The 22,656-nt window shown below is 36.0% G+C and carries 23 protein-coding genes; 6 read left to right on the top strand and 17 right to left on the bottom strand.

Annotated features, from left to right (window positions below):
- Window positions 1-252: 252 nt before the first annotated feature.
- The 12 genes from F0365_RS15440 to F0365_RS15495 all read right to left on the bottom strand — a co-directional run bounded on the left by F0365_RS15440 (window position 253) and on the right by F0365_RS15495 (window position 11,759).
- Complete coding sequence (locus F0365_RS15440) at window positions 253-1,263, bottom strand: NAD(P)-dependent oxidoreductase (protein ID WP_169934522.1); 1,011 nt, start codon at window positions 1,261-1,263, stop codon at window positions 253-255.
- A 2-nt stretch (window positions 1,264-1,265) separates the two neighbouring features.
- A complete protein-coding gene (locus F0365_RS15445) occupies window positions 1,266-1,916 on the bottom strand; it encodes a hypothetical protein (RefSeq protein WP_169934523.1) in 651 nt (216 codons plus the stop codon).
- Window positions 1,917-2,108: 192 nt separating this feature from the next.
- On the bottom strand, window positions 2,109-2,687 hold the full coding sequence (locus tag F0365_RS15450) for a cytochrome b/b6 domain-containing protein (protein WP_169934524.1): 579 nt from the start codon (window positions 2,685-2,687) through the stop codon (window positions 2,109-2,111).
- Window positions 2,688-3,292: 605 nt separating this feature from the next.
- Entirely contained in the window at window positions 3,293-4,144 is an 852-nt protein-coding gene (locus F0365_RS15455; protein WP_169934525.1) for a universal stress protein, read from the bottom strand.
- 63 nt (window positions 4,145-4,207) lie between these two features.
- On the bottom strand, window positions 4,208-5,056 hold the full coding sequence (locus tag F0365_RS15460; RefSeq protein WP_169934526.1) for a universal stress protein: 849 nt from the start codon (window positions 5,054-5,056) through the stop codon (window positions 4,208-4,210).
- A gap of 57 nt (window positions 5,057-5,113) precedes the next feature.
- Window positions 5,114-5,959: a universal stress protein gene (locus F0365_RS15465; RefSeq protein WP_169934527.1), complete on the bottom strand. Its 846-nt coding sequence runs from the start codon at window positions 5,957-5,959 to the stop codon at window positions 5,114-5,116.
- Window positions 5,960-5,961: 2 nt separating this feature from the next.
- On the bottom strand, window positions 5,962-6,816 hold the full coding sequence (locus tag F0365_RS15470; RefSeq protein WP_169934528.1) for a universal stress protein: 855 nt from the start codon (window positions 6,814-6,816) through the stop codon (window positions 5,962-5,964).
- An 11-nt stretch (window positions 6,817-6,827) separates the two neighbouring features.
- Window positions 6,828-7,625, bottom strand: a complete 798-nt coding sequence (locus tag F0365_RS15475; RefSeq protein WP_169934529.1) for a universal stress protein — start codon at window positions 7,623-7,625, stop codon at window positions 6,828-6,830.
- A 106-nt stretch (window positions 7,626-7,731) separates the two neighbouring features.
- Window positions 7,732-8,538, bottom strand: a complete 807-nt coding sequence (locus F0365_RS15480; RefSeq protein WP_169934530.1) for a universal stress protein — start codon at window positions 8,536-8,538, stop codon at window positions 7,732-7,734.
- Window positions 8,539-8,642: 104 nt separating this feature from the next.
- On the bottom strand, window positions 8,643-9,689 hold the full coding sequence (locus tag F0365_RS15485; protein ID WP_169934531.1) for a response regulator: 1,047 nt from the start codon (window positions 9,687-9,689) through the stop codon (window positions 8,643-8,645).
- A complete protein-coding gene (locus F0365_RS15490) occupies window positions 9,686-10,945 on the bottom strand; it encodes a PAS domain-containing sensor histidine kinase (protein WP_169934532.1) in 1,260 nt (419 codons plus the stop codon). The genes F0365_RS15485 and F0365_RS15490 overlap by 4 nt, the downstream gene beginning before the upstream one ends.
- Before the next feature lie 58 nt (window positions 10,946-11,003).
- Complete coding sequence (locus F0365_RS15495) at window positions 11,004-11,759, bottom strand: hypothetical protein (protein ID WP_169934533.1); 756 nt, start codon at window positions 11,757-11,759, stop codon at window positions 11,004-11,006.
- Between the two features lie 116 nt (window positions 11,760-11,875).
- Here F0365_RS15495 and F0365_RS15500 point away from each other — a divergent pair, with 116 nt between their 5' ends.
- The 6 genes from F0365_RS15500 to F0365_RS15520 all read left to right on the top strand — a co-directional run bounded on the left by F0365_RS15500 (window position 11,876) and on the right by F0365_RS15520 (window position 14,340).
- Window positions 11,876-12,283, top strand: a complete 408-nt coding sequence (locus F0365_RS15500) for a hypothetical protein (protein ID WP_169934534.1) — start codon at window positions 11,876-11,878, stop codon at window positions 12,281-12,283.
- Between the two features lie 10 nt (window positions 12,284-12,293).
- Window positions 12,294-13,175 carry a DnaJ C-terminal domain-containing protein gene (locus F0365_RS15505; protein ID WP_169934535.1) on the top strand — a complete coding sequence of 294 codons (882 nt, stop codon included), beginning with the start codon at window positions 12,294-12,296 and terminating at the stop codon, window positions 13,173-13,175.
- A complete protein-coding gene (locus F0365_RS15510) occupies window positions 13,175-13,465 on the top strand; it encodes a chaperone modulator CbpM (protein WP_169934536.1) in 291 nt (96 codons plus the stop codon). Before F0365_RS15505 ends, F0365_RS15510 begins: the two co-directional genes overlap by 1 nt.
- 122 nt (window positions 13,466-13,587) lie before the next feature.
- On the top strand, window positions 13,588-13,797 hold the full coding sequence (locus F0365_RS16625) for a hypothetical protein (RefSeq protein WP_240961728.1): 210 nt from the start codon (window positions 13,588-13,590) through the stop codon (window positions 13,795-13,797).
- A gap of 12 nt (window positions 13,798-13,809) precedes the next feature.
- A complete protein-coding gene (locus F0365_RS16630; RefSeq protein WP_240961729.1) occupies window positions 13,810-13,911 on the top strand; it encodes a DinB family protein in 102 nt (33 codons plus the stop codon).
- Window positions 13,912-13,932: 21 nt separating this feature from the next.
- Window positions 13,933-14,340, top strand: a complete 408-nt coding sequence (locus tag F0365_RS15520) for a hypothetical protein (protein ID WP_169934537.1) — start codon at window positions 13,933-13,935, stop codon at window positions 14,338-14,340.
- Here the strand turns inward: F0365_RS15520 and F0365_RS15525 are convergent.
- The 5 genes from F0365_RS15525 to F0365_RS15545 all read right to left on the bottom strand — a co-directional run bounded on the left by F0365_RS15525 (window position 14,320) and on the right by F0365_RS15545 (window position 22,510).
- The gene (locus F0365_RS15525) at window positions 14,320-15,168 is read right to left on the bottom strand and encodes a universal stress protein (RefSeq protein WP_169934538.1); all 849 of its coding nucleotides are present in this window, start codon (window positions 15,166-15,168) and stop codon (window positions 14,320-14,322) included. The two genes, F0365_RS15520 and F0365_RS15525, sit on opposite strands and share 21 nt — an antisense overlap.
- A 140-nt stretch (window positions 15,169-15,308) precedes the next feature.
- The gene (locus tag F0365_RS15530) at window positions 15,309-17,534 is read right to left on the bottom strand and encodes a response regulator (RefSeq protein ID WP_169934539.1); all 2,226 of its coding nucleotides are present in this window, start codon (window positions 17,532-17,534) and stop codon (window positions 15,309-15,311) included.
- Between the two features lie 631 nt (window positions 17,535-18,165).
- Window positions 18,166-21,417, bottom strand: coding sequence for a S41 family peptidase (locus F0365_RS15535; RefSeq protein WP_169934540.1), 3,252 nt, complete (start codon window positions 21,415-21,417; stop codon window positions 18,166-18,168).
- Window positions 21,418-21,655: 238 nt separating this feature from the next.
- Entirely contained in the window at window positions 21,656-22,045 is a 390-nt protein-coding gene (locus F0365_RS15540) for a YchJ family protein (protein ID WP_169934541.1), read from the bottom strand.
- A gap of 36 nt (window positions 22,046-22,081) precedes the next feature.
- Window positions 22,082-22,510: a hypothetical protein gene (locus tag F0365_RS15545; RefSeq protein ID WP_169934542.1), complete on the bottom strand. Its 429-nt coding sequence runs from the start codon at window positions 22,508-22,510 to the stop codon at window positions 22,082-22,084.
- Window positions 22,511-22,656 lie beyond the last annotated feature (146 nt).

A 22,656-nucleotide genomic window follows, 5' to 3' on the forward strand; every position in this document is an offset into this window, starting at 1 on the left:
GAACCCGTAAGTTATTTTATATATAGTTTCCTATGTTTATATCAATACTTAGTCGCAAGGCTATTTCCTTAGGGGGGAAACTGAGCACATACTTTTACAGTATGTGCTTTTGTGTTTTTATAGCTTGCGCTTTCCTGCTGGCAGCCCTAGCGAGAAAGCGGAATAAAATCAAATCACTTCAATAATAGTATACCTCAACACTATGCCACGGCTTCAAGCTCAAGACACTAGGCTATTAGGTTGGAGTAGTCATCAACTTTCTTTTTCATCTAGCGGTATCAAGCTGTTTTTAGGATTACTGCCTTCTTGCCAACTACTCAGGTTATCAACAGTGGTTTGCGCAATATTTGCTAGCGCTTCTTTTGTGGCAAAGGCTTGATGTGGTGTAAGAAGAATGTGATCATGTGTGAGCATTTTCTCTAGATCCGTATCATGAGGTTTGTTTTGTGACCTGTCATAAAAGAACACACCGCTTTCTTTATCGTATACATCTGTTGCGTAGCCTCCGATGCGTTTTTTTTCTACATACGCCAGAACATCTTTGGTGTGGACAACCGCTCCTCTTGCTACGTTAACCAATAAGGTTTCTTTATGCATCAAATCCAGTTTTGACTTATCTATAAGATGATGCGTATCTGAAGTTAATGGGATGCTTAAAATGATTACCGAACATTCTTTACACAAGTTGTCTAAGTGGGTATAGGATACCTGAAACCGTGTTTTTAGATCTTCTTTTTCAAAAGGGTCTACAGCCATAATACAACAACCGAATCCGTTTAATATCTGTGCGATAATACTTCCTATTTTCCCTGTTCCAATAACTCCTACTGTTTTATTGTGTAGATCAAATCCAATAAGCTTATCAAGGGTGAAGTTGTAGTTTTGAGTTTGTTTTCGCGCAAGCGTCACCTTCCTATTTAATGCTAATAACAATGTTATAGCATGCTCTGCAACGGCATATGGAGAGTAATCTGGCGAATTTGCAACTTTAAAATTCAATCGTTTTGCGATTTTAAGATTGATATTATCGTGTCCCGCAGAGCGCAGCGTTATGTATTTCACCCCAAAATCCTTGAGCTTTTCCAGAACAATTCCACTGGCATCATCTGCAGAGAAAATAGAGATCGCTTCAAATCCTAATGCCATCATGGCGGTCTTTGTCGTCAGCCTATCTGAACTGTATTTAAAAGAGTGTACGTCCTTATTTGCTTCTTCTAAAAAAGGAGTTTCAAAATCTTTTGCAGAGTAAATGAGTGTTTTCATAATTAAAATTTAGAGCTGCTGATTAGCAGATTTTGTTCTTCTAGAGTCCATAAAAGCATTTTTATATATTCTTTAATAGCCTTTTTATCAGAATCTAATTTGGTCACATCTATTGATGCTCGCCATATCACCTGTCGCTCTTTCTCTGGACAGATACAATAGAGCACACTTTGTGCATGATAGACAACATATTTCTCTATTTTACCTTCTTGATTGTACACCTCTTGGCTGAAATAATCGTCAGTTCCAAAATTTTCAAACGTTCTATTTAAGTTGCGGTAACTTTGCACCAAGCTTACCTTGTCCTCAGCTCCTACTACTTTAGAAACTAATACAGCATCATAACCTTGTATAAGCAGTTGACTTTCTAAGTCTACCAACTCTTCTTCCGCATAGGGTCTTTTGGTTTCCTGATCATCAAAAAACGCATCGCTATTAAACGCATTTACACCTTTTTCTTTAAGGTCACTTACGAGTTTATTTTCAAAAAAACTTCTGCTTTCTGTATCATTTGATATCGCAAGCACAAGTAGTTTTTGTGCTTGAAAGGAATCTATATCTGGATTTTTCCAGTTTTCTACTAGCTCCGAATCTGAGCAACTAAATAATAAAAAGCAGGACCATACTGCAACATATAGGAATCGGTTTTTCATTACAAAAATGTTTGTTTAAAAAAATAAAAATACACACCTTGATATTGATTATTTCTTGCTCTTTTACCATTCCCTATATCATAGAAATAATAAAAGAAGACCAGTTCCTACTCCCTTTTAAAATAGGAACTGTCTCCTCACTCATCCCATAGGAGGATTGTATGGCAACTAGGAGGCTCTATTTTTATACATCTACTCATTAGCCTTAGTGCCACTTATGATACTTGAAATAATTCCTTTTTGATCAGTAAATTCTGATATTAAGATACCTGCCAAATGGATTATAATAAATGCAGTCAGATAGTAAATTCCTAGCAGGTGGATTTCTTCCATAGGCTCTTTAAATCCTTTGGGACCTAATTCTATGAGTAGTCCAGTGACAAGAGACACCACCACGCAGAGATAAAAAACCAAATAAGTCCATTTCTTAAATTTCATTTTTATAGACAGTGCTTGATCCACAGGGTTTTGAAATTTCATTTGTCCAAATGCAGGAATTACAAAGCGAAAACTAAATAACCCAACAAGTACATAACCTATGTAAATATGCCAATCCCACATGGGTTGTCTTATTTTTTTTGCAAGAACTATGAGTTGATCCTGAGATAAATCCTGCCCAGCACCATTCAAGTACTCCCCTATGATAGCAGCGACATGGTACTTATTCATCCAGGTCAATCGCAAAAAAATCGTGATCAAAAGCAATAAAAATGATACCGCTATCGCCCAATGAATGATGCGATACATCTTAGAATATTCTGTTTTTTCCATAATGTTTTATTAGGTATGAAACACCACATACGGATCAGACCAAACTGCTATTCCATCTCCCTAGCATTTAATACAGGTAGGATGAGTCTGTGATAATTGATCTTTTTAACTGCCCTAAAATTAACGAGTGTAGCCTTTAAAAAATATGATAAAAATCAGTAGTTGGTTGATCGATTATAGGAATGTAAATTCACTGACCATAAAGCGTAAATTTCAATGCTTACCACTTCATTAAGTGCTGGAATAAGTATGCGCCAGTTTTTTTCTTTTTGAGTAATTCGTAAGCCTTATTGTAAATTTCGCTGGTAGGATCCCCTGGTACAATTCGTCTCTAACGATATCAAGGATGTGCTGTACATCCTTTTCAGTTGCGCCACTGTGCCTTGGGGACGACCTCCATTTATCCAGAGAAAAAGCTACCTTTTCTCCAGATGATTTTTCGATGATCATATTAGAACTAGACAATAGTGATAGATAAAGTGGTTTATATGCTTTGTTATGCTTTCGCGAAAGCGTAACACCTTACAAAACTATAGGCCGCAATCCATTGTGGTGAGCATGTCCAAGTATAGCGGTATAAAATCCTGGACATCATAGCTCTTTAACTAATTGCGCAAATCGTGCATCACTAGTAAGGGCACTTTACTAAACATACCTAGTTCTTTTACCATAGGTTTTGAAAATATATTAGTGAAAAAGCTGTGTTTTCTATTGATAAAAGCGACCATATCACTGTTGCGACTTTCAACAAATCGCTGTACGCCAGCTGCAGCGTCTGAACCACCTATCTGATGCCAACTAAATGACGCTCCTTCAAGACATTCTTCTAGAAGTTTCCTGTCTTCCTTTTGCTCTTTATCCAACTCCTGGTGTTCACTGACGTGCAAGACGCAAATATGAGCATCTTGAATTTGTGCGAGCGCTACCAGATGTATCAACTCTCTTCTTTTATAGTGTGTTTTAAAACTAGTAGGAAAAACAATCTCTTTTAAATGTACCACACGTGCATCTTGCGGAATACCCAGAATGGGACAGGTGCGTAATTCTTCCATAACCCTAACGGTATTACTGCCAAAAAGTCTGTTCTCATAATCACTTGCTCCTTTTGTTCCCATAACCACCAATTCAATGTCTCGCTTTTCTACCACTGAATTGATAGCACTTAAAGGGTCGTTAAATTGAGAAAGGGTGGTATAGCTGTGTTTATGGTTTTTTTCTCTAAAATCAAGCATATCCATAAGCTTAGAAAGTCCTTCTTCTGACTTTATTTTTGCCGTATCATAGGAAAGAGTTCCAGGCTCTGACACCATCATCTCACTGGTGCTGTATGCGGTTGATCCATGAGCGTTAAGCAAGTAAAAATCGCATTCTTGGTCTTTAAAAAGATCTGCAACATAAGTGATGGCGTTCCATGCATTTTTTGAAAAATCTGTTGGAATGAGGATTTTCTTTTTCATTGTTAAGACTTTTGATTGAGACATAAAATTAATCCCCCCATAAGTAGTTTACTATGATATTTATCAGATGCTATCTGGCAGTATCAGAAGAGGTAGATCCAAATGAAAACTGGCTTTTTCTACAAATGACGTTTTGAGAATGCTCTTTAAAAAGCTGTACTTGTGGTACCTGAGTACCAATAAATTAATATGGTGACTCTTACAGAATTCAGTAAGCGTTTCTTCCATTTCTTTATCACTAGAGATCCAGTGCGTGGTATAAGCTACATCTTGCAATCTGTTTTTAAGATTTGTGTAATGAAGTTCCACCCCTGCAGCCGCCTTAGATGGATGGTAAACATGTGCCAAATGAAAATTTGACTGTTGTTCCTTTACTATATTTTTTAGAAAAGCAAACTCATTTTCTTGATAATCAGTTTTTAGGTCTGTTGCATAAACGATATTTTTAGGCAACTTAAAGTCTGACTTTTCAGGTATTAAAAACAGCGGAATAGGATGTATATTTTTAATAACACTTACGGCCTGACTTCCCATAAAAACTTCTTTTAAGCCAGAGGCTCCTTTAGTCCCCATAACTACAAAGTCCACATCCATATTATCGATTAAATCATTGATAATATCATTCAATGCTAATGCGCCATAAAACAATTCAACCTCAAGAGCTGTTCCTTCGCAATCCCTTATAATTTTATGTTTTACAACTTCTAGCTGATCATAAATCTTAGCCCTTATTTCATTTGCAATAACATCATTTACACTGTTATCCAATCTGCTTAAGGCTTCTGAAAGTTGGTCTCCATAGGAGTGAACTAATGAAATTTTACAAACTTCACTAGAAATTAATCTCGATGCATAAAATAAAGCGTTATAGGCGTTATCTGAGAAGTCGGTAGGTACAATTATAGATGCCATAATAGTTGTTTTAAGAGTTAAAGCTATACACTGCTATTTTCATTTTATTGATAATCATCAGTTAGGAGTAGGTAGTATTAAAAATGGTAACGAAGTGTGAAAAGTGATGTTTCTAACGATGGATTTCCCCATCAAACGATCAAAGAAATTCAAAGGATAGTCGATTAAAACCATTATGTCAATTTCTAAGTCTTCCTCAAATACATGAATGCAATTCTCTAAGGAAGAAAACTTAGGAATGACATGAAAACTACACGGAATATCTTTTAGTATGGTTTTTAAATGCTGTAAGTGATTTTCTTCTAAAGTACTCAAGTCTGGATTGCTATAAACTTGAACGAGATGTAAAGTTGCCCCCCATATTTTTGTGAGTAGCAGTAAGGGCTGCAACACTGCTTTGCTATAACTTTCCTTAAAATCTGTTTCTAACCCTACTTTTTCCAGAGTTTTAAAACTTGCATTTTCTGGTATAATAAGGATAGGTATTTCTTGTTGTAAAGAGACTACGCTATAGGTAACACTGCCTAGAAATATTTCTTTAAGTCCAGTAGAGCCTTTACTTCCCATAATGATGTAGTCGCATGCTCCCTTTTCAAAAGCAGCTATGCCTTCCGTGAGATGTCCTTCATAAGCCTCCACTGCATACTGATGGAATTCTGGCTGGCTTGTTTGAAGAATTTGAGATTGAAGAGCGTTTAATTGATGAACAGACTTTAGCTTCCAGTCTTGATAGATGGACGCTAATCGTTGTGGACTTATATTCCCCAGCATCTGAAGGACAGTGGGCTCATAAGCATGAAATAAAGTAAACTCTACCGCTACTTTTGAAAACAGCTGTTGCGCATAAGACAATGCGTTATAGGAGTGTGTACTAAAATCTGTAGGTAGAAGAACTCGTAACATGATTATTCTGTTTTATAATGTGGCAGAATCAAGAAAGGAACGTCAGAATAATGAACGATCTTTTGTACCACTGGTGTAAAAAGTAAGTTCTCAAAAAAGTTGTGTTTGTTATGTACCAGTACCAGTAATTCTATACTGTGTTTAGATTGAAATTCTTCCATCGCATCTAATACTTCCACTCCTTTTACAATTTGTGTGATAGGAGCATCTCGTTTAAAATGGGCTTCTAGGGCTTGTTGATTTTTGACTTGTTGCTCTGTAAGGCGTACCCCTTGAAAGATATTTAAGAAGATCAACCTAGAGCTGTTTTTTGAACACAGCTCTTCTAATAGAGCCAACCCCTTTTGATTAGTGTCTGTTTTAAAATCTGTTGTGAAGAGTATGTCCTTGGGCTTCTTATAAGAATAACCAGCTGGCACTCCTATTACAGGGATTTTTGCATCCTTTATGACATGCATGGTTTGAGATCCTATAAAGACTTCTTTTAATCCTGAAGCCCCATTAGTACCCATAATTATAAGATCAATCGCATAGTCTTCTACGAGCTCTTCCACCTCAGCATTCAACATATTGAAGGAAGAAACTCCTTGAAAAATGTGCTTGGTATCGGGGTACTTTGAAGCAACTTTATCTATTATTTTTTGCACCCTTTTTTCTGAGGTCGTTTTGAATATTTCTCCTATATCCATGTTAAGAGCAGGATCCATTCCATAGGCAGTCGCAGAATATAAGGCTACAGGTTCATAAGTGTTGAGCACATAAAAAGTACAATCTTCCTCCTTAAATAGCTGGACAGCATATTCAATAGCATGGAGAGAAGTTTTAGAAAAGTCGGTAGGTAACAAGATGTTTTTCATATTGGAGCGTTTTATCTAGGTAGATTTTGAAGTATCAAAAATGGAATTTTTAAATTCAGGCTTAAAGAATCTATAGTTGGTAATTGTATAAAAGACTCCAGAAAAGAATGCTTTGAATTTACGAGTACCAGTAAATCAATATCATTTTGAGTGATGATGTTATTAATGACCGTAGTAGGAACTCCTAGATCTTGACGCTTGTATTTTATTTCGCTTTCGCGAAAGCGAGACTCCCACAAAGCTTTCATTTCTTGTTGTCGTTGGGATAAAGTATCGAACTTTGCGATATGAAGTAAATTCAACACCGAACCATGGTTGTAAGCAATACTACTTAAAAGATCCAGCTCTCTATTTTTAAAAGGAATCAATAGTTCTGAAGGAAATAATATTCGGTCTGGACTTTTAAACTCCAACTCTAATGGAATGGCTAGTACAGGACATTTTACCTTTTTAATCACTTTTAAGGTATTGCTGCCAAAGCTCATCTTGCGGTCTGCTGTCCTACCTTGTGTTCCCATAACTACCAAGTCGGCGTTTTGAACATCTACAAGGTTGTCCAATTGGGTCATTAAGTTTCCATAAATCACTTGAGTGTCAAAATGATGAAGCGGGTTAAAAGTTAAATACTCCACGCGTTCCAGTAGATGATCCAATTGTTCTTCAAATTCTTTTGATTGATGGTTTTCTTTAGTTTCACAAGTATGGACTATAAAAAAGGTGGCCTCTTCATTATTGAAATACTGTATAGCACAAGTTAAAGCGTTAAAAGCATTCTCTGAAAAATCGGTAGGGATGATTATAACTCTCATAGTAAGATTGGATTTATATGATTCCAAAACTATAGGCAATCCCAATTTAAAACTATGATTTTAATCAGTTCTGGGTGACATCATTTACTATTTGAATGAAAGGGAGTTATTCATGAATGATCAAAAAGGGAACTTTTTTATGGTAATCAAAACCTCCGCCTCGAGTTTTTGAGAATAGTATATGTTCTAAAAGATTGATGTTTTTTGCAAATAAAATGACCAAGTCTACTTGATTCCTATTGATATAGAATTGTAATGCTTCATTCATAGTTTTATCGATGACAAAATGAAAACTATGTGAAAGATCACCCAAGGTATTTTGCAAAAATAACTTATTGTTGTCTTGAGTTTCTGTTAAGGCATGGCTGTGTTTATGAAGTTGTAAAATATGGAGATGACTTTGATTATCCTTGACAAATTGTACTAAAGTATTTGTTGAACGCGCCCGATGTATAAAGTTAAAATCAGATAAGAGTACTATTTCTTTGGCCTGTTTGCATTTAAAATCCAGTGGCACCATGAGAACTGGGCATTTTACTCTAGTAATGATATCCTTAGCTGGATTTGCCTTTATACCTTTATAACAAGCAGGAGAGCATCCAGCATTTAGTGCTATTAAATCTATATCATACTCCACAACGGCTTCTTTAATATTTCCTATAAAGCTTCCTTTCCAAGGTAATGAAATGATTTTTTGATTAGGAGCCAAAAGCCCTTCAAGATCTTTTAGCTGTATTTTTAAATCTCTTTCTTTAAGCTCCCGTTGAGTAACATGGGCATCTATTTTAAGGTCTACAGCAGCTGAATAGATGAGGTAAAAACGCATTCCTGCCTTTAAGTACATGGATAGTACACAGCTAACGACCTTCCATGAAGGACTTGTGAAATCTATAGGAATAAGGACATGCTTCATTGCAAACACAGTTTTAAACACAAATGTATTTGCCTGAGCCTTATGAATAGATGATAAAAATCAGTTGTGGGTCATATAGTACTAAATAAACCCTTAAAATAGTACTATTCCAGAAGTTCTAGCTTTTTTAAATTGAGAATTCTAATATTACGGCCTTCAATTTCAATAAGACCTTCCTTCTTAAATCCAGATAAGGTACGTATCAAACTCTCTGTGGCAATACCGGCAACACTGGCCAGATCATTGCGAGCTATACATATATTTTCTTCGGTATTTTTATCCAGTACTTGTGCAAATTGCAAAATGGTTTGTGCTGTTTTCTTTCGTACCGAGCTGTAGGCCATTTGTAATAATTGGTTTTTAACCCCTGCAACATCATCGGTTAAAAGCTGCAAGAGTTCCATGGAAATGTTCTTACTGTTGCCCAGTATTTCTCTGAGTGTTGATTTGAGCACTCCTACAACTGTTACATCTTCTAGCGCCTGTGCTGATTCTTGATAAGCAACGTTATCCAGAAGGGATGTAAAGCCTAAAAAATCATCAGCTTTATGAAGTGCGGTGATCAACTCCTTCCCACTTTTATCTATTTTATATGTTTTAACGATACCTTTTAAGAGGAGATAAATTCTAAAGGAACGACCACTTTCCTTATAAATATGCGCTCCTTTTTGAAAGGTACATTCTTCTCCCTCATCATCAAAAAAGTTCTTCAACTCGTTAAGGTTGCGCAATTGATCTTCTTGAGATGGAGATGTTGTTGCTGACAATAGGTTTTTAAGAATAGTAGCTTTTGCTATTCTACTTTCTATTGCGCTTATAAGCTCTTCTTCTTCAAATGGCTTCGTGAGATAATCGTCAGCACCTAGATCCATTCCTTGGCGTATTTCTTTATGCTCTGTTTTTGCAGATAAGAATATAAAGGGAATTTGATTGGTACTCGTGTCTGATGATAATGCTTCTAGCACTCCATACCCATCTACTTCTGGCATCATAATATCACAAACAATCACGTCGGGATGGTTTTGTTTTGCAAGAGTGATACCTATGCGACCATTAGGTGCTGTAGCCACTTCAAAATTTAATAGTTCCAGTAACTCTGCCGTGTTTTCTCTTAAGGCAGTATCGTCTTCAATAATGAGTACTTTTTTCATGATATGGTACTGTTTACAATTGGTATTAAAATACTAAAGGTGGAACCTTTACCTGCGGTACTTATGAATGAAATAGTAGCGTTTAGGTTTTTTAAATGGTTTTGAACGATATTAAGACCTATTCCCGTTCCTGGAGTGAGCAGCACATTCTCTGCTCTAAAATAGCGGTCAAAAACAAAGCGCTGCTCTTGTTTTGGAATACCTATTCCTTGATCTTTAATCTTAATTTCTAGATGCTCTAGAAGTTCATTTACTTCTATGGACACCAGACTTCCTTCTCCAGAGTATTTGATCGCATTATGTATGAGATTGCTCAGAGAAAGTTCGAGAATTTTTTCATCAAACACTAAGGTGATATCGTCTGCATTCTTTGGATACTGAATGTTTTGGCCCTCTTTGAGATGCATATTTGCATCATAAATGACTTCATTAAGTACTTTACTTAATGGAAATGAAGAGGCTTTATAATTAGCCTTTCCTGTGTCTAATCGCTCTATAGACAAGAAATCGTCTATTATCGTGTTGAGGTATTTTACCTTACTTTTTATAGTGTTGAGATGCTTTTCCCTTTTTTCTTGCTGCTCTTCTGTCGTATATTTTCCAACCAGTGTCGCAGAGGTAAGAATACCACTAATAGGAGTTTTGAACTCATGTGAAACCAAGGATAAGAATTTTGTTTTTAACTCATTGAGCTCTTTCTCTTTTTGTAAGGCCTCTTTAGCGTTGTTTTCTGCTTTGATACGCAAGCTTACTTCCTGCTGCAATAGGTCTACCGCTTTATTTAAGGAATTGGTACGTTCTACTATCTTTTCCTCAAGGTGGTCATTAAGGTCTGCAAGGTGGTCATTAAGGTCTGCTATTTGTCTTTCGTTTTCTTTGCGTACCGTAATATCTGTTACAAGGGACATCACATAACGATGATTGTGCAATATGAATGGGTTCAAACCTGCCTCAACAGGAAATTTAGTACCGTCCTTGCGTAATCCAAAAAGGTCTCTACCTTTTCCCATTTCTCGTTTCTGACTGTGATCCATAAAACCATGGAAATGAGAATGATGCTCTTTATGATAAGAGCTAGGAATAAGTGTGTGAAGATGCTGTCCTTCTAATTCTCTTTTCTTATATCCAAAAATTGCTCTCGCAGAGGCATTTGTAGCCACAATAATTTGAGTAGAATTGACTACCACAATTCCCTCTGAAGCACCTTCAAATAAAATAAGAAAAGCTTCTTCTATACTTTCTTCAAAAAACCCCATATCTCAAAAATACGAATAAAGGCTTATTATTTGATTGATAAAATAAGACTAAAAGTAATTATACATTAAACAAACCTTTTTTTAAAGAATCCTTAATCGAATTTATTACCTGATGCACCTTGCTACTCGACTGCTTAGTTACTTCTATAATTTCTGGTATGCTGAGGTGAAAATGAATATACAAAGAAGCCATATTCCTGTGTGATGCTGGTAAACTATCGATCACCTTGTTTGCTTGCTTGCTCGTCCAGGTTTGCGTAGCTGTTTTATCTAAATCTTCCTCCATCTTTTGTTCTGACTCCACTTCAAAGATGGTCTTAAACTCTTCCTTATGCGGTGCATATGAGATATCATCTAACTCTTCTTCAAGGATGATATCTCCATCCAACTGTGTTGCCATTTTTTCTCTCATCCTATCCCTTTCGGCCTTTGCATAAACATCAATATTCTCCAGAGATTCATGTATGCTGTGTTCCTTCTCTTTAGCTTCATCTAAAAGCGTGTTCAATTCTTTTAAGAGAAAAATATAAAATTGATCATCGGTTTTAATCTCATCAAAGGCATTGTAGGTGGCTATGAATAAATCGTCTATAAAGTCATCTTCTTTATAAAAATTTGAAAGTAATTTTCCACTGTGTTCCATCTCATTTAATCGCGTATTGACATACCTTCCCATCTCTGGGATAGAATTGACAAAAAGAGCATAAAAGGATTTTGCATCATCTCTTGATTTAAGAAGTTCTAGTTTCCTGTAATTGCGTTGCACCTGTATGCGATAACTTTTAATCCTAACGACGCGTTTACGAGCTTTCATGCTGATCTATTTAACGATTACTCTGTAAAACTGCACACAAATGAGTCCTTTAGCAATGACAAAAGTCATAGATTCTGCTAGTGACTTGATTTAATTTTGAATGAAATATGTAGCTCATGAAGTCAAATATAAAAACAACAGAAACTTTCTACCACAACTTAGGTAAACTGTTTTATGCCGTTGCCTTTGCTGATAAAACGGTACGTAAAGAAGAAGTAGACACCCTGCAAGAGTATGTGAAAGAATACTGGTTGGACTATGATGATTTAATGGACGTTTTTGACAGTGATGCGGCTTACCTTATACAAATCGTTTTTGACGGAGCTCAAGCTTTTGAAGAATCATCAAACGATATGTATGATGCTTTTGTCTCTTATAAAAACGAACAACCACAACTTTTCACTAAAAAGGTGAATAGACTTATTGTAGAGACATCAAGGGCTATTGCCTATTCTTATGCTGGAATAAACAAGTCCGAACTCATCATGATAAGTCAACTAGAAATAGAATTGAACAGACTGTAACACATCATACATGGAATTTATAGATTACTATAAAATATTAGGCATTTCAAAAACGGCAAAGGAGAGCGATATTAAAAAAGCCTATCGCAAGATGGCGCGCAAATACCATCCAGACCTCAACCCTAATGACAAAGAAGCAGAACGCAAATTTAAAGAACTTAATGAAGCTAATGAAGTACTAAGTCATCCAGAAAACCGCAAGAAATACGATAAGTATGGGGAAAACTGGCAAAATGCTGAGGCTTATGAACAAGCACAAAAACAACAGCAAAGAACTTCCCAGCAACGTACTTATGGAGGACAACAAAACTACAATGAAGAAGATTATTCAGACTTCTTTGAATCCATGTTTAGCGGTGGTCAGCGGCAAAGAGCTGCTTACCGAGGACAAGACTTTAATGCAGAGTTGCACTTGGACCTTATGGATGTCTATACCAGCAGTAAAAAAACACTTACTGTAAATGGAAAAAACATAAGGATAGCCATTCCTGCTGGAGTTACCAATGGACAAACCATAAAGATTAAAAATCACGGTGGAAAAAGTCCGTCAAATGGTCCAAAAGGCGACTTGTTGATCACCTTTATAATAAACAACAATACTTCCTTTCACAGAGAGCAAGCAGATTTATTTATCACTCAAGAAATCCCTTTACTTACCGCCGTATTAGGTGGTTCACAGCTTATCAAAACCATAGATGGTCAGGTAAAACTAACCCTTAAAGAAGGCACTCAAAATGGAACCAAGGTAAAATTGAAAGCAAAAGGGTTCCCTAGGTATAAACAAGAGGGGTCTTATGGCGATTTATATGTGACTTACGAGGTGATTGTCCCTAGCACTCTTTCGCAAAAGCAAAAAGAATTGTATCAAGAACTCTTAAAACTGGAAGACTAATGGAAGATGACAACCTCATACCAGCAATAGATTTTTGCACAAGCCATCGGGTAGAAATCGAATTAGTGCAAACCCTTAATGAACAAGGACTTATAGAAGTTATAACACGTAAAGAGCTCGTTTTTATACCAGAAAACCAAGTCAAAAAACTGGAGCAAATTTTAGTGTTTCACAGAGAGCTAGACATCAATCTAGAAGGTGTTGAAACTATTATGTCTCTACTACAACGTATGGAATCCATGCAAGAGCACATCCTACAATTAGAAAATAAACTTCAAAGATTTTTATAATGGCAACACCAACAGATCATTTGATAGCCTAATGGATAGAATCTCGCAATAGACTAGAAAACCAACTGGATGCAATAACTGTCTTCGACCTTAAAAAGAAACTCGCCCCATCACCCAATAGCGTGGATTTTTTATTACAACATACGGCCGAAGTAGAATTGCTTTTTGCAAAAAATATTTTTGGCGCAAAGGATATCAAAATAATTGCCCATACCGTCATTGTAAAACAAGATACAGGAGAATGGAAGGACTTAGAAAACGCATTGTCGGTACTGCGTTTATCTTGTAAAACCTTGTTGACTATCCTTTATAAACAAGAGGAGGAAGATTGAGATAAAAAAATAGTGACTAAAGAATTTGGAACTAAAACAAAGGCACAAGCTCTAGGTCATATTGTCTCTCATACAGCCTATCATGCTGGACAACTAGCTATGCTGCTTAAATAAGGAACTGTTACACATTAACGCATGGAACTGATCGATAAAATACAGGAATGGATGGCGCAAAACCCCAGCGTCACCATCATCATACGATACCTGTTATGGGTGATTGCCATACTTATAACTCTACAACTTATAAAAAGATTTCTCAAAAAGAATTTACCAGATAGCACGACCAGATATAAATCACAAAAAGGTCTTGAAATTATAGGTTATGTATTCATCATTTTACTCTTGAGACTTTCCCTTTCCATAGGTACAGAGGACCTAAGAGCAGTAAAACGCTTAGTTTTTATAAAGAACATCGATCTAAAAAATTTAAAAAAAACAGCTGTGAAAATGATCAATACTTTCATCTTTTCAATTTTTAGAGCTATAAACACAGTAGCATACCTAGGAAGAGTCAAGGTCTTATTACTGGTGACAAGTGCGTAAAACTAAAATAGGTACCACCGCCGAGTTAACAATTTTAGAGAGGTGAGAGTTAGAAAATACACGTTCCATAAAAGTTTCCTTATGTGCAGAGAGGACTTGCATTTGAATAGCTAGTCTTGTTATGGACTCTTCAATTACAGCAATAGGTTCTTGGTCTATATGTGTTTCATAAAGCACTGGCGTGCCGTGAAAGTATTTTATAATAGCCTCCTGTTCTTTTTCATAATCAATAGATTCGATTATAAAACCATAATTAAGACGCATGACATGTATGGTGGATTGACAGCTTTTAACAAGCCTTATAAAAGGCTCTTTTCCACATGGATCAAACAAATCATCGTAATCTAATAAATACTCTATGTTAGTAGGATTTACAAACTTAAAACCTTCTGGAATAGCTAGTAACGGACACTCTGTGTTACGTATAATGCGCAAGGTGTGCGAACTAAAAATAGATTCCATGATATCGCTCTTACCATTGGTTCCGCATACAATCAAATCAATATTGTAGGAATCAACAGCATCATTGATAGCGGTGGTAAAAACATCATAATCCACTAAAGTATGAAAATTAAAATCTTCTTTTAGGGTTTTCTTTATAAGCTGCTCTTTGGTCTCTTTCAGGCTTGCTTTATTATCACCTAGTAAGGCTGTATTGATATCATCTTGCGGATTTGCTACCATAAGATCATCCATGGTGTATTCCCAAAATTTTTGAACACTCAACAAATGGAAATTACATTTTTGGCCTTTAAAAAGTTTTAAGGCATAATCATGTGCGTTTTCAGATTTTATTGTAAAGTCAGTTAATAGTAAAATGTTATTCATCCTGATTCCATTTAAAGAATTAAAATTAACAGGAATGAGCAAGGAAAACTATGATAAATATCAATGCATGAAAGCAAAATATTTTTAATTAATTGGTGCGTGTTAGAAAGACTTTAGGATGTTCTTTTCTAGCTGTTTTGTTATAATTCCAGCAAAAGACTATGTAGTAGAAGTTCTGTTTCATAAGGTTTAACAATAAGAGAATTCACTCCATAGCAATACACTTCGTTTTCTGGATCTTCAAAGTCCGTTGCTGTCAAGGCTATAATAGGAGTCTTTTTATCAAACTCTCGTATCTTCTGACTTGCCTCAATACCATTCATTACAGGCATATTGATATCCATGAGTATAAAGTCAAATGCTTCTTTTTGAACTATTTCAACCGCTTCCTTACCGTTACTGGCGGTTTGATGCTTCATGGAATGTTGCTCTAATATCTTTTGGGTTACTATCTGGTTGATTTTATTATCATCTACTATCAGCACTTTTTTATTCTCTAAAGAGGTGATATTTTTTGATCGGGCTTGCTGCTGCTCTTGCTCTTTTTCTCCTACATGAATATCAAGAATGAATGAAAAAGTAGTTCCTTCATTAAAAACACTATCCATTTGTAGTGAAGAGCCCAGAATACTCAATATTTTATTGACAATAGGTAATCCTAGACCTGTCCCATTAATTTCTTGATGGCTAGAAACTTTTACTTGAGTAAATTCTTCAAAAACATTTTTCTGCTCGTCAGGATGAATACCTCTTCCCGAATCCTTAATCTCAAAGTACAATCGTATGTCTTCCTCATTTTGTTCTATGTTCTTAATTTTAAGACTAATATTTCCGTCCTCCGTAAACTTACTGGCATTACTCATCAAGTTCATAAGCACTTGAGAAATCTTTGTTTTATCCCCATAAAGGATCGTTGGAATATGTGGATCTAACTCTATAACAACCTCATTGTTATGTTTTTCATTTAAAAATGTAAAAGTTGTGATGATATTTTCTACAAGTACCGGCAGTTCAAAATGCACCTCCATTAGTTCATGCCCTTTTTTAGAGGAGAACTTATTGATATGAAGCACATCATTTACCAGAGCCAGTAGGTAATCTGCTGAAAATTTAAGGGATTTAAATTCCTCTTTATAACCAGACAAATTGGGGTCTTTTAAAAACGAGGCCGATAAACCTACGATTCCATACAAAGGAGTTCTTAATTCATGACTTATAGTAGATAAAAAGCGTGTGTTGCTTTTGGCGAGTTTTTCAGACCTTTCTTTGGCATTCAAATATTGTTTATTCTTTTCTAACAAGCCTTTTAAAAGTCGCTCTCTTTTGTTTTTTGATTTAAACAATACTATAGTCACCAATAATAAAAGGACCGCGACAACTATAAAAAAAACAAGCAAGATTTGATCTACCGAGGCTTTTTGAGTAACCAGTTCATTTTCTAGTTGAGAGGCTCTCAGGTCTTGCTTTATTTTATCCAGCTGTACTTTTGTTCTGGAAATTTGCTGCTGTTTGATCTTATCTTTTTCGTACAGAACATCTTTTAAAGAATCATAGACTTTATGAACTTCAGGCAATTTTTCATACTGTCCCATGAGTTCATAAGCTGTCATCAGATTCTTGTAATTTCCTAATCGATAGTTTTCATCGTAAGAATCTTGATATTTTAATGATTCTAAAATCCTTTCCATAGATTCTTCAGGATTATTTTCAAGTAAAAGGATACCTGCTTTTATAAAGTTAGTAGTCCCTATATAGGTTTTACGGCGATCAGCCATAGCCTCTAAGTCTATCTTATATTCTATTTGGCTTAAATGATCCTTAGCGAGCTTGGGTTGATTTAGATTTACATATAATTCTGCTAGGTTATGGTGTAAAATAAAATTAATTTGATCATGTAGGTCGTTTTGGTATTGATAAGCTAATCCTTTTTTAAGGTAGGTTACTGCTTTATCCGTATCTGTCTTAAAGTAGGTGTTCCCTAAATTCACGTAAGTAGTGAGCATCGTTAACGTATCTTTTTGCTCTTTTGCTATTTTCAATGCTTCATTAAAAAAGAGTTCGGCTTTATCTGTATCGTCTAGTTTTATATAGGAATTGCCCAATATATTACGAAATCTACGCTCTAAATCTTGAGCATTTATATTTTGGGAATTAGCAATAAGCGCTGGAGTTTTTTCTAAAATTTGTTCGTACGACCCTTTGTTAAAATAGTCTAATAATTTGTAGGAGATCGAATCTAGTTGTTGCTGGGTATAGGTGGTAGAATTAGTAGTATATGGCGAAGACTGGTTGTATACTTCCTGAGAAAAGGAGAAGGCTACGCTTAATAAAATGCACCAAAGTGCGACTATAAAATTTTTGGCCATAATACCCTTAAAATATTTTATGGAATTTCTTTCTGAGTCACGTAAATTAGTCTTTGTTTCATATTTATCATCATTCCAAGTAACTTTTCTTAAAAAAATTAACACGTATTTACCGACATAAGTATACTTATTTGATAATCAATGTTTTATATTATTTGATGATTTCTACACAAGTTTCAGTTGATGGCATCATTTATTTTTTTTTGCCGCATTACTCTATGATTAATAAGCCCTTATATCATTATAATTAGATGCTTTTTTACTTTTTTGAAAATTTCGTTTTCGCGAAAGCGGTATATTTAAAAATATCTAAACCCGCCAATTAATTATGGAACGAAGGGTCAAATGAAAAGAAAATAAAGGTGTTGAAAAACTAATAAAAATCACTTATAAAAATCTATTTTCCATCTTAGGTGATTCTGTGTTTCCTTCCTGTTGAACATTAGATTTCAAAGCTTACCTGTTATATGGAAATGATTTGCAGCCTAACAAAGATGTATGGACTGAGTTTTATAAGAAACATTTTTTATAGAAAAAGGAGTTACCAGATCGGTAACTCCTTTATTGTAGTGATTTATGATATTTCGCTTTCGCACAAAGCCTGCCGGCAGGAAAATGCCGCTATTAAATGTTACTTGACATCTTTAAGCAACTCTATAATTGCGCGTTCCAGTTGTTGATCTGTTCCATTATCGATTTGTCCAGGCATGTTTTTTACTTTGATCATAGGCTCTGTCTGGCTATTTTCCATCCACTTACCATTGATATCTTTTGCGCTTATAGGAACAACGCCCCAGCGAGAGCCGTCTGGAAGCCCTTCCCAGCCTGCAAAACTACAGGTTCCTGGAGTGGGCATTCCAACCGTTTTTCCTATTTTAAGATCGGTATATCCACATGCAAAGCAGTGTCCATCGCTGTACTGCGCTTCATTAATCATGGCAAGTGTAGGTTTTACCCATCGAGAAGTAGGCTCGCCACCTACTACTTTATCTTCTGTCGCGTAGGTAATGAATGGTGTACCTGTAAAAAACATAGCTAAGTCTGCAACAAGGTCTCCTCCGCCGTTAAAACGCGTGTCAATAATCATTGCCTTACGGTTGTAGAATTTACCCATCATTTTTTCATAAACATCTCGGTAAGGTCCATCTCCCATTCCAGGAATATGAACATAACCTAACTGCCCATTACTTTTCTTAGTAACCTCTTCTTCGTTTTGCTTTACCCATCTTTTGTATAGCAATCCACGCTCTTCTCCGAGACTGATAGGCTTTACGGTGATGGTCATGCTTTTTTTAGTCGCTGGATCAAGTATCTCTAGCAAGGTAAATTTGTCGGTCTTGCGATTTAAATATGCTGCTATATCTGTTGTAGCACTTATGTCCACACCATCGATCTTCTCGATGATCATTCCTTGTTTAACATCAAAATCAGCTTTATCCAGTGGTCCTCCTTTGATAACCTCGGTAATTTTAATACCGTTGGTTTTGTGATTGTAATCCATAAAGATTCCCAATGATGCAGTGGCATCCGGATTCTTCATTTTAATACTTGCACCACGAGCGCCTGCATGAGAGACATTAAGTTCTCCCAACATTTCAGATAGCAGCTCTGCAAACTCGATGCTGTTTCCTACATAAGGTAAGTGTTTACCGTATTCTTTTTTCATTAAATCCCAGTCTACACCGTGGAAATCTGGATGGTAAAAAATAGCATTAGTGCGTATCCATACGTGATCAAACATAGCCTGACGCTCTGCAATAGCATCGTATTCCATCTCGCCAGATATTTTTACGGACTCTTTCTTACTTTTTTCAATATCAATTTTAGAGATGCTACCACTGCTTAAAAGGAATAGATTTTTCATCTCTTTATCCCACTGTAAACTACCAGAAGAAGCATTGAGCTCCATAGCCATTTTAGTTTCTTTGGTACGCAAATCTGTGGTCCACAGGTTGAGTTTATCTTCAAATCTAGTTAAGTAATACAGCTTGCTACCATCTTTAGAAAGTACGGCATCACTAAGACTAGAAGAATGTATGCTAAAACGTTTGGTTCGGTCTTTCAGGTCTGTCCAATCAAATTGGAGTTCTTTGACGCTATCTGTATCCTTTTCTTTATCGGCCTTTTTATCCTTTTTACTTTTCTTTTTTTCGTTTTTAAGGCTGTCTTTTTTCTTTTCGGCTGCGTTTAGTTTTTTAATTTCCTTTTGAAGCGCATATTCCTCTTTACTCAGGTTGAATTCGTCCCAAGCATCTTGAGTGAAAAACATGCCGTATACATCGCTTTGTGAAGAACCGCTTGTTGCATAAGACTTTAACCCATCGCGATTAGAAAACCAGATCATTTGCTTACCTTCATTCACCCATTTTGGACTAAAATCATAGTAGCCACTTTCATTGAGGTTGATTCTCTTAGAACCATCTACAGCTAGTAATAATACATCGCTGTTACTTAAGGTAACTCCCCAATCCATAAGCAGCCATTTACTGTCTGGACTCCATACAAAATTCTTATCACCGTCTCGCATGTGGTACAAGTCCTTAGGAGTCATTAAAGTGACCTCTTCACCACTTTTTACATCTTTGACTTTCAGCGTGCGTCTGTCTTCTATAAAGGCGAGTTTTTTACCATCTGGTGAGTACTTTGCTAGGTAGTTATCTTTTCCGTTTTCTAAAACAGCGGTTTCCTTAATCAAGGTAGAGGCAAAAAAGAAAGGTTCTTCTTTACGTACTTTCTCCGTTTTATAAACGCTCCATTTTCCATCACGCTCGCTACTGTAAACGACCGATTTCCCTTCTGGTCCCCAAGTCACAAAACGTTCTGCTTCTGGAGTGTTGGTTATTCTCTTGGTAAATGACTCCTCCACAGAAGTTACAAAAACTTCTCCTCTAGCAATAAAGGCAATTTCTTTACCGTCTGGTGATACTTCCATTTCATTCACTCCACCGTCAACAGAAATAAATTGATCATTATTACTTATTTGTTGTGTCGTAATGTTTACTTGTAGTTTTTTAGGCTCTTGGCCTTCTTTCATGGTGTATAACTTACCGTCAAAACCAAAACAAAGTGTCCCGTTTCCAACAGATAAAAAACGTACTGGATGTAGGTCAAAAAAGGTCAGTTGAGTTGTATTTGTGCCATCAATATTAGATTTGTGAACGTTAAACGTGCCACTTTGCTCACTTAAATAATAAAATGATTTTTCATCATTAGAAAAAATAGGCATTCTATCTTCTCCTGTATAGGTAGTGATCATTTGATGAGCATCATTAGCGACGTCATATTTCCAGATATCTCTGGTTATACTTGATTCATGATGCTTGCGCCATATATTCTCTCCCCCTTTTTTATCGTGGTACAAGATGGTCTTCCCATCCTTGCTTACATTCAAAAACTCTGCTGGAATTGTAAGTACTTGATCTACCCTTCCTCCACTAACCGGTACGCTATAAACTTCTGGTTGTGATCCTGTAGGGAATTGTCTGTGGTTGACCTCATCCATACGCACTGCGCCAAAAAGAACTCCTTGATCGTCCTGTGTAAATGTAAAGGGTTGTTCATCGCTGGAATGAAAGGTGAGTCTTGTGGCAGCACCTCCCTTTGCACTCATGACATAAACGTCAAAGTTCCCATAACGGTTAGAAGCAAAAGCAATTTGTTTGCCGTCTTTACTCCATACAGCTTGGTAATCGTGCGCTTCATGAAAAGTGAGCTGTTGTGCATCTCCTCCTGTTGCTGCTACTTTGTATAAATCACCTTTATAGGTAAAGACTATTTGAGAGCCATCTGGTGAAATGGTCTGATGGCGCAACCATCCTGCATCTTGTTGTGCGTGTAAACTGATTGCTGTAAAGAGCAATACCCAAGTAAATAAGTTTTTCATAATTGGATTTTTTGGTAAAGCAATATAGCAACAAGTTGAATAAAGTTGCTCATGTATTTTATAAAGCTTGTGGCAATTTTTTACTTTTTTATAAAAATAGAGCTAGTTTGCTATTTCACTTTCGCATCTCGAATAAGTCCCACAATAGCCAAAGCGCAAGAGACAACCAATGTTTTTTTTCGGTACTTGATTGTACCGAGCAAGTCAAAGTATGTTTGTAAAACTGAAACCGTTGGTATCATTCCAGAGCATCTAGGTATACCCAGTGTCCATTTTCTTTACAAAATCGGGAATTTTCATAAATCACCTGCACTTTATTATTTTCCATGTAAAAGGCTTTAAACTCAACATTTCCAATGCTATCCTTCTCTAATCCTTTGGTAGATTGAAGCACCACAAGTTTGATCCAGTTCACTGAATTGGTCCAGTTTTCTATTTGTTGAGCCTCTTTTTTACCAGGCCTTTTGGAGGAATGATGGCTGTCCTGTAAATAAGCGATATTACACAATACAAAAGCACTATATCTGGAGCGCATGAGCTGCTCTGCTGTGGTCACTTGTAAGATGTCATGATGTGCTTTTGCACAACAATTTTCATAAAGACGGTAAGGATTACAAGGACATTTCATAAAAGAACTGGCGATTCATGCAGCGTTAATAACAAATCATTTCACGCGATACAACATCACATTATCTGTACTAAAATTACCTGGACGACCCAGTTCTCCAACAAATGTTAAAGCTAGATGTAACTCATCTGGAGTATTCATCTCATAGATACCTTTGAGACGGTTAAGCTCGTTATAAGTCTCGTCCTCATAAATAATAAAATCTATAGCAGCAGGTTCTGTCGTTGCATCGACAGTGTATCTCATATGAGCACTAACTCCGCGCATATCAAAAGATTTTCCACCCATGATCTGACCATCCATTTCAAAAGTGGCAAAACCATCTGCAGATAAGGTTAAAAAACCAATATCTCCTTTATCTTTTCCTTTCCATCTGCCTACTAATGCGTCTTCTTTAACAGCTGTAAGAGAAGTCATTAGTGATAAAGTAATCGCTACAAGACTAAGTTGTTTAAGTAATTTCATATCTAGTGGGTTTGATTAAATAAGTCCTAATGATATGAAAATTAGTTATTTCTTTCAAAAAATTAATTTTCATATTATTATACGTCCTTAAAATACCTAATAAAGGGTAATTACTGGCATTTTTCTACCTGAATTAGGACCATCAT

The sequence above is a fragment of the Nonlabens sp. Ci31 genome, assembly GCF_012974865.1.
Classification (GTDB): domain Bacteria; phylum Bacteroidota; class Bacteroidia; order Flavobacteriales; family Flavobacteriaceae; genus Nonlabens.

Bases quoted from the DNA above. Each gene is read 5' to 3' on its own strand.
- F0365_RS15440 (WP_169934522.1), bottom strand. From the start codon at position 1,263: ATGAAAACACTCATTTACTCTGCAAAAGATTTTGAAACTCCTTTTTTA.
- F0365_RS15475 (WP_169934529.1), bottom strand. From the start codon at position 7,625: ATGAGAGTTATAATCATCCCTACCGATTTTTCAGAGAATGCTTTTAAC.
- F0365_RS15530 (WP_169934539.1), bottom strand. From the start codon at position 17,534: ATGGCCAAAAATTTTATAGTCGCACTTTGGTGCATTTTATTAAGCGTA.
- F0365_RS15510 (WP_169934536.1), top strand. From the start codon at position 13,175: ATGGAAGATGACAACCTCATACCAGCAATAGATTTTTGCACAAGCCAT.
- F0365_RS15520 (WP_169934537.1), top strand. From the start codon at position 13,933: ATGGAACTGATCGATAAAATACAGGAATGGATGGCGCAAAACCCCAGC.
- F0365_RS15490 (WP_169934532.1), bottom strand. From the start codon at position 10,945: ATGGGGTTTTTTGAAGAAAGTATAGAAGAAGCTTTTCTTATTTTATTT.
- F0365_RS15445 (WP_169934523.1), bottom strand. From the start codon at position 1,916: ATGAAAAACCGATTCCTATATGTTGCAGTATGGTCCTGCTTTTTATTA.
- F0365_RS15455 (WP_169934525.1), bottom strand. From the start codon at position 4,144: ATGAAAAAGAAAATCCTCATTCCAACAGATTTTTCAAAAAATGCATGG.
- F0365_RS15460 (WP_169934526.1), bottom strand. From the start codon at position 5,056: ATGGCATCTATAATTGTACCTACCGACTTCTCAGATAACGCCTATAAC.
- F0365_RS15465 (WP_169934527.1), bottom strand. From the start codon at position 5,959: ATGTTACGAGTTCTTCTACCTACAGATTTTAGTACACACTCCTATAAC.
- F0365_RS15470 (WP_169934528.1), bottom strand. From the start codon at position 6,816: ATGAAAAACATCTTGTTACCTACCGACTTTTCTAAAACTTCTCTCCAT.
- F0365_RS15500 (WP_169934534.1), top strand. From the start codon at position 11,876: ATGAAGTCAAATATAAAAACAACAGAAACTTTCTACCACAACTTAGGT.
- F0365_RS15480 (WP_169934530.1), bottom strand. From the start codon at position 8,538: ATGAAGCATGTCCTTATTCCTATAGATTTCACAAGTCCTTCATGGAAG.
- F0365_RS15450 (WP_169934524.1), bottom strand. From the start codon at position 2,687: ATGGAAAAAACAGAATATTCTAAGATGTATCGCATCATTCATTGGGCG.
- F0365_RS15485 (WP_169934531.1), bottom strand. From the start codon at position 9,689: ATGAAAAAAGTACTCATTATTGAAGACGATACTGCCTTAAGAGAAAAC.
- F0365_RS15540 (WP_169934541.1), bottom strand. From the start codon at position 22,045: ATGAAATGTCCTTGTAATCCTTACCGTCTTTATGAAAATTGTTGTGCA.
- F0365_RS15505 (WP_169934535.1), top strand. From the start codon at position 12,294: ATGGAATTTATAGATTACTATAAAATATTAGGCATTTCAAAAACGGCA.
- F0365_RS15495 (WP_169934533.1), bottom strand. From the start codon at position 11,759: ATGAAAGCTCGTAAACGCGTCGTTAGGATTAAAAGTTATCGCATACAG.
- F0365_RS15535 (WP_169934540.1), bottom strand. From the start codon at position 21,417: ATGAAAAACTTATTTACTTGGGTATTGCTCTTTACAGCAATCAGTTTA.
- F0365_RS15545 (WP_169934542.1), bottom strand. From the start codon at position 22,510: ATGAAATTACTTAAACAACTTAGTCTTGTAGCGATTACTTTATCACTA.
- F0365_RS15525 (WP_169934538.1), bottom strand. From the start codon at position 15,168: ATGAATAACATTTTACTATTAACTGACTTTACAATAAAATCTGAAAAC.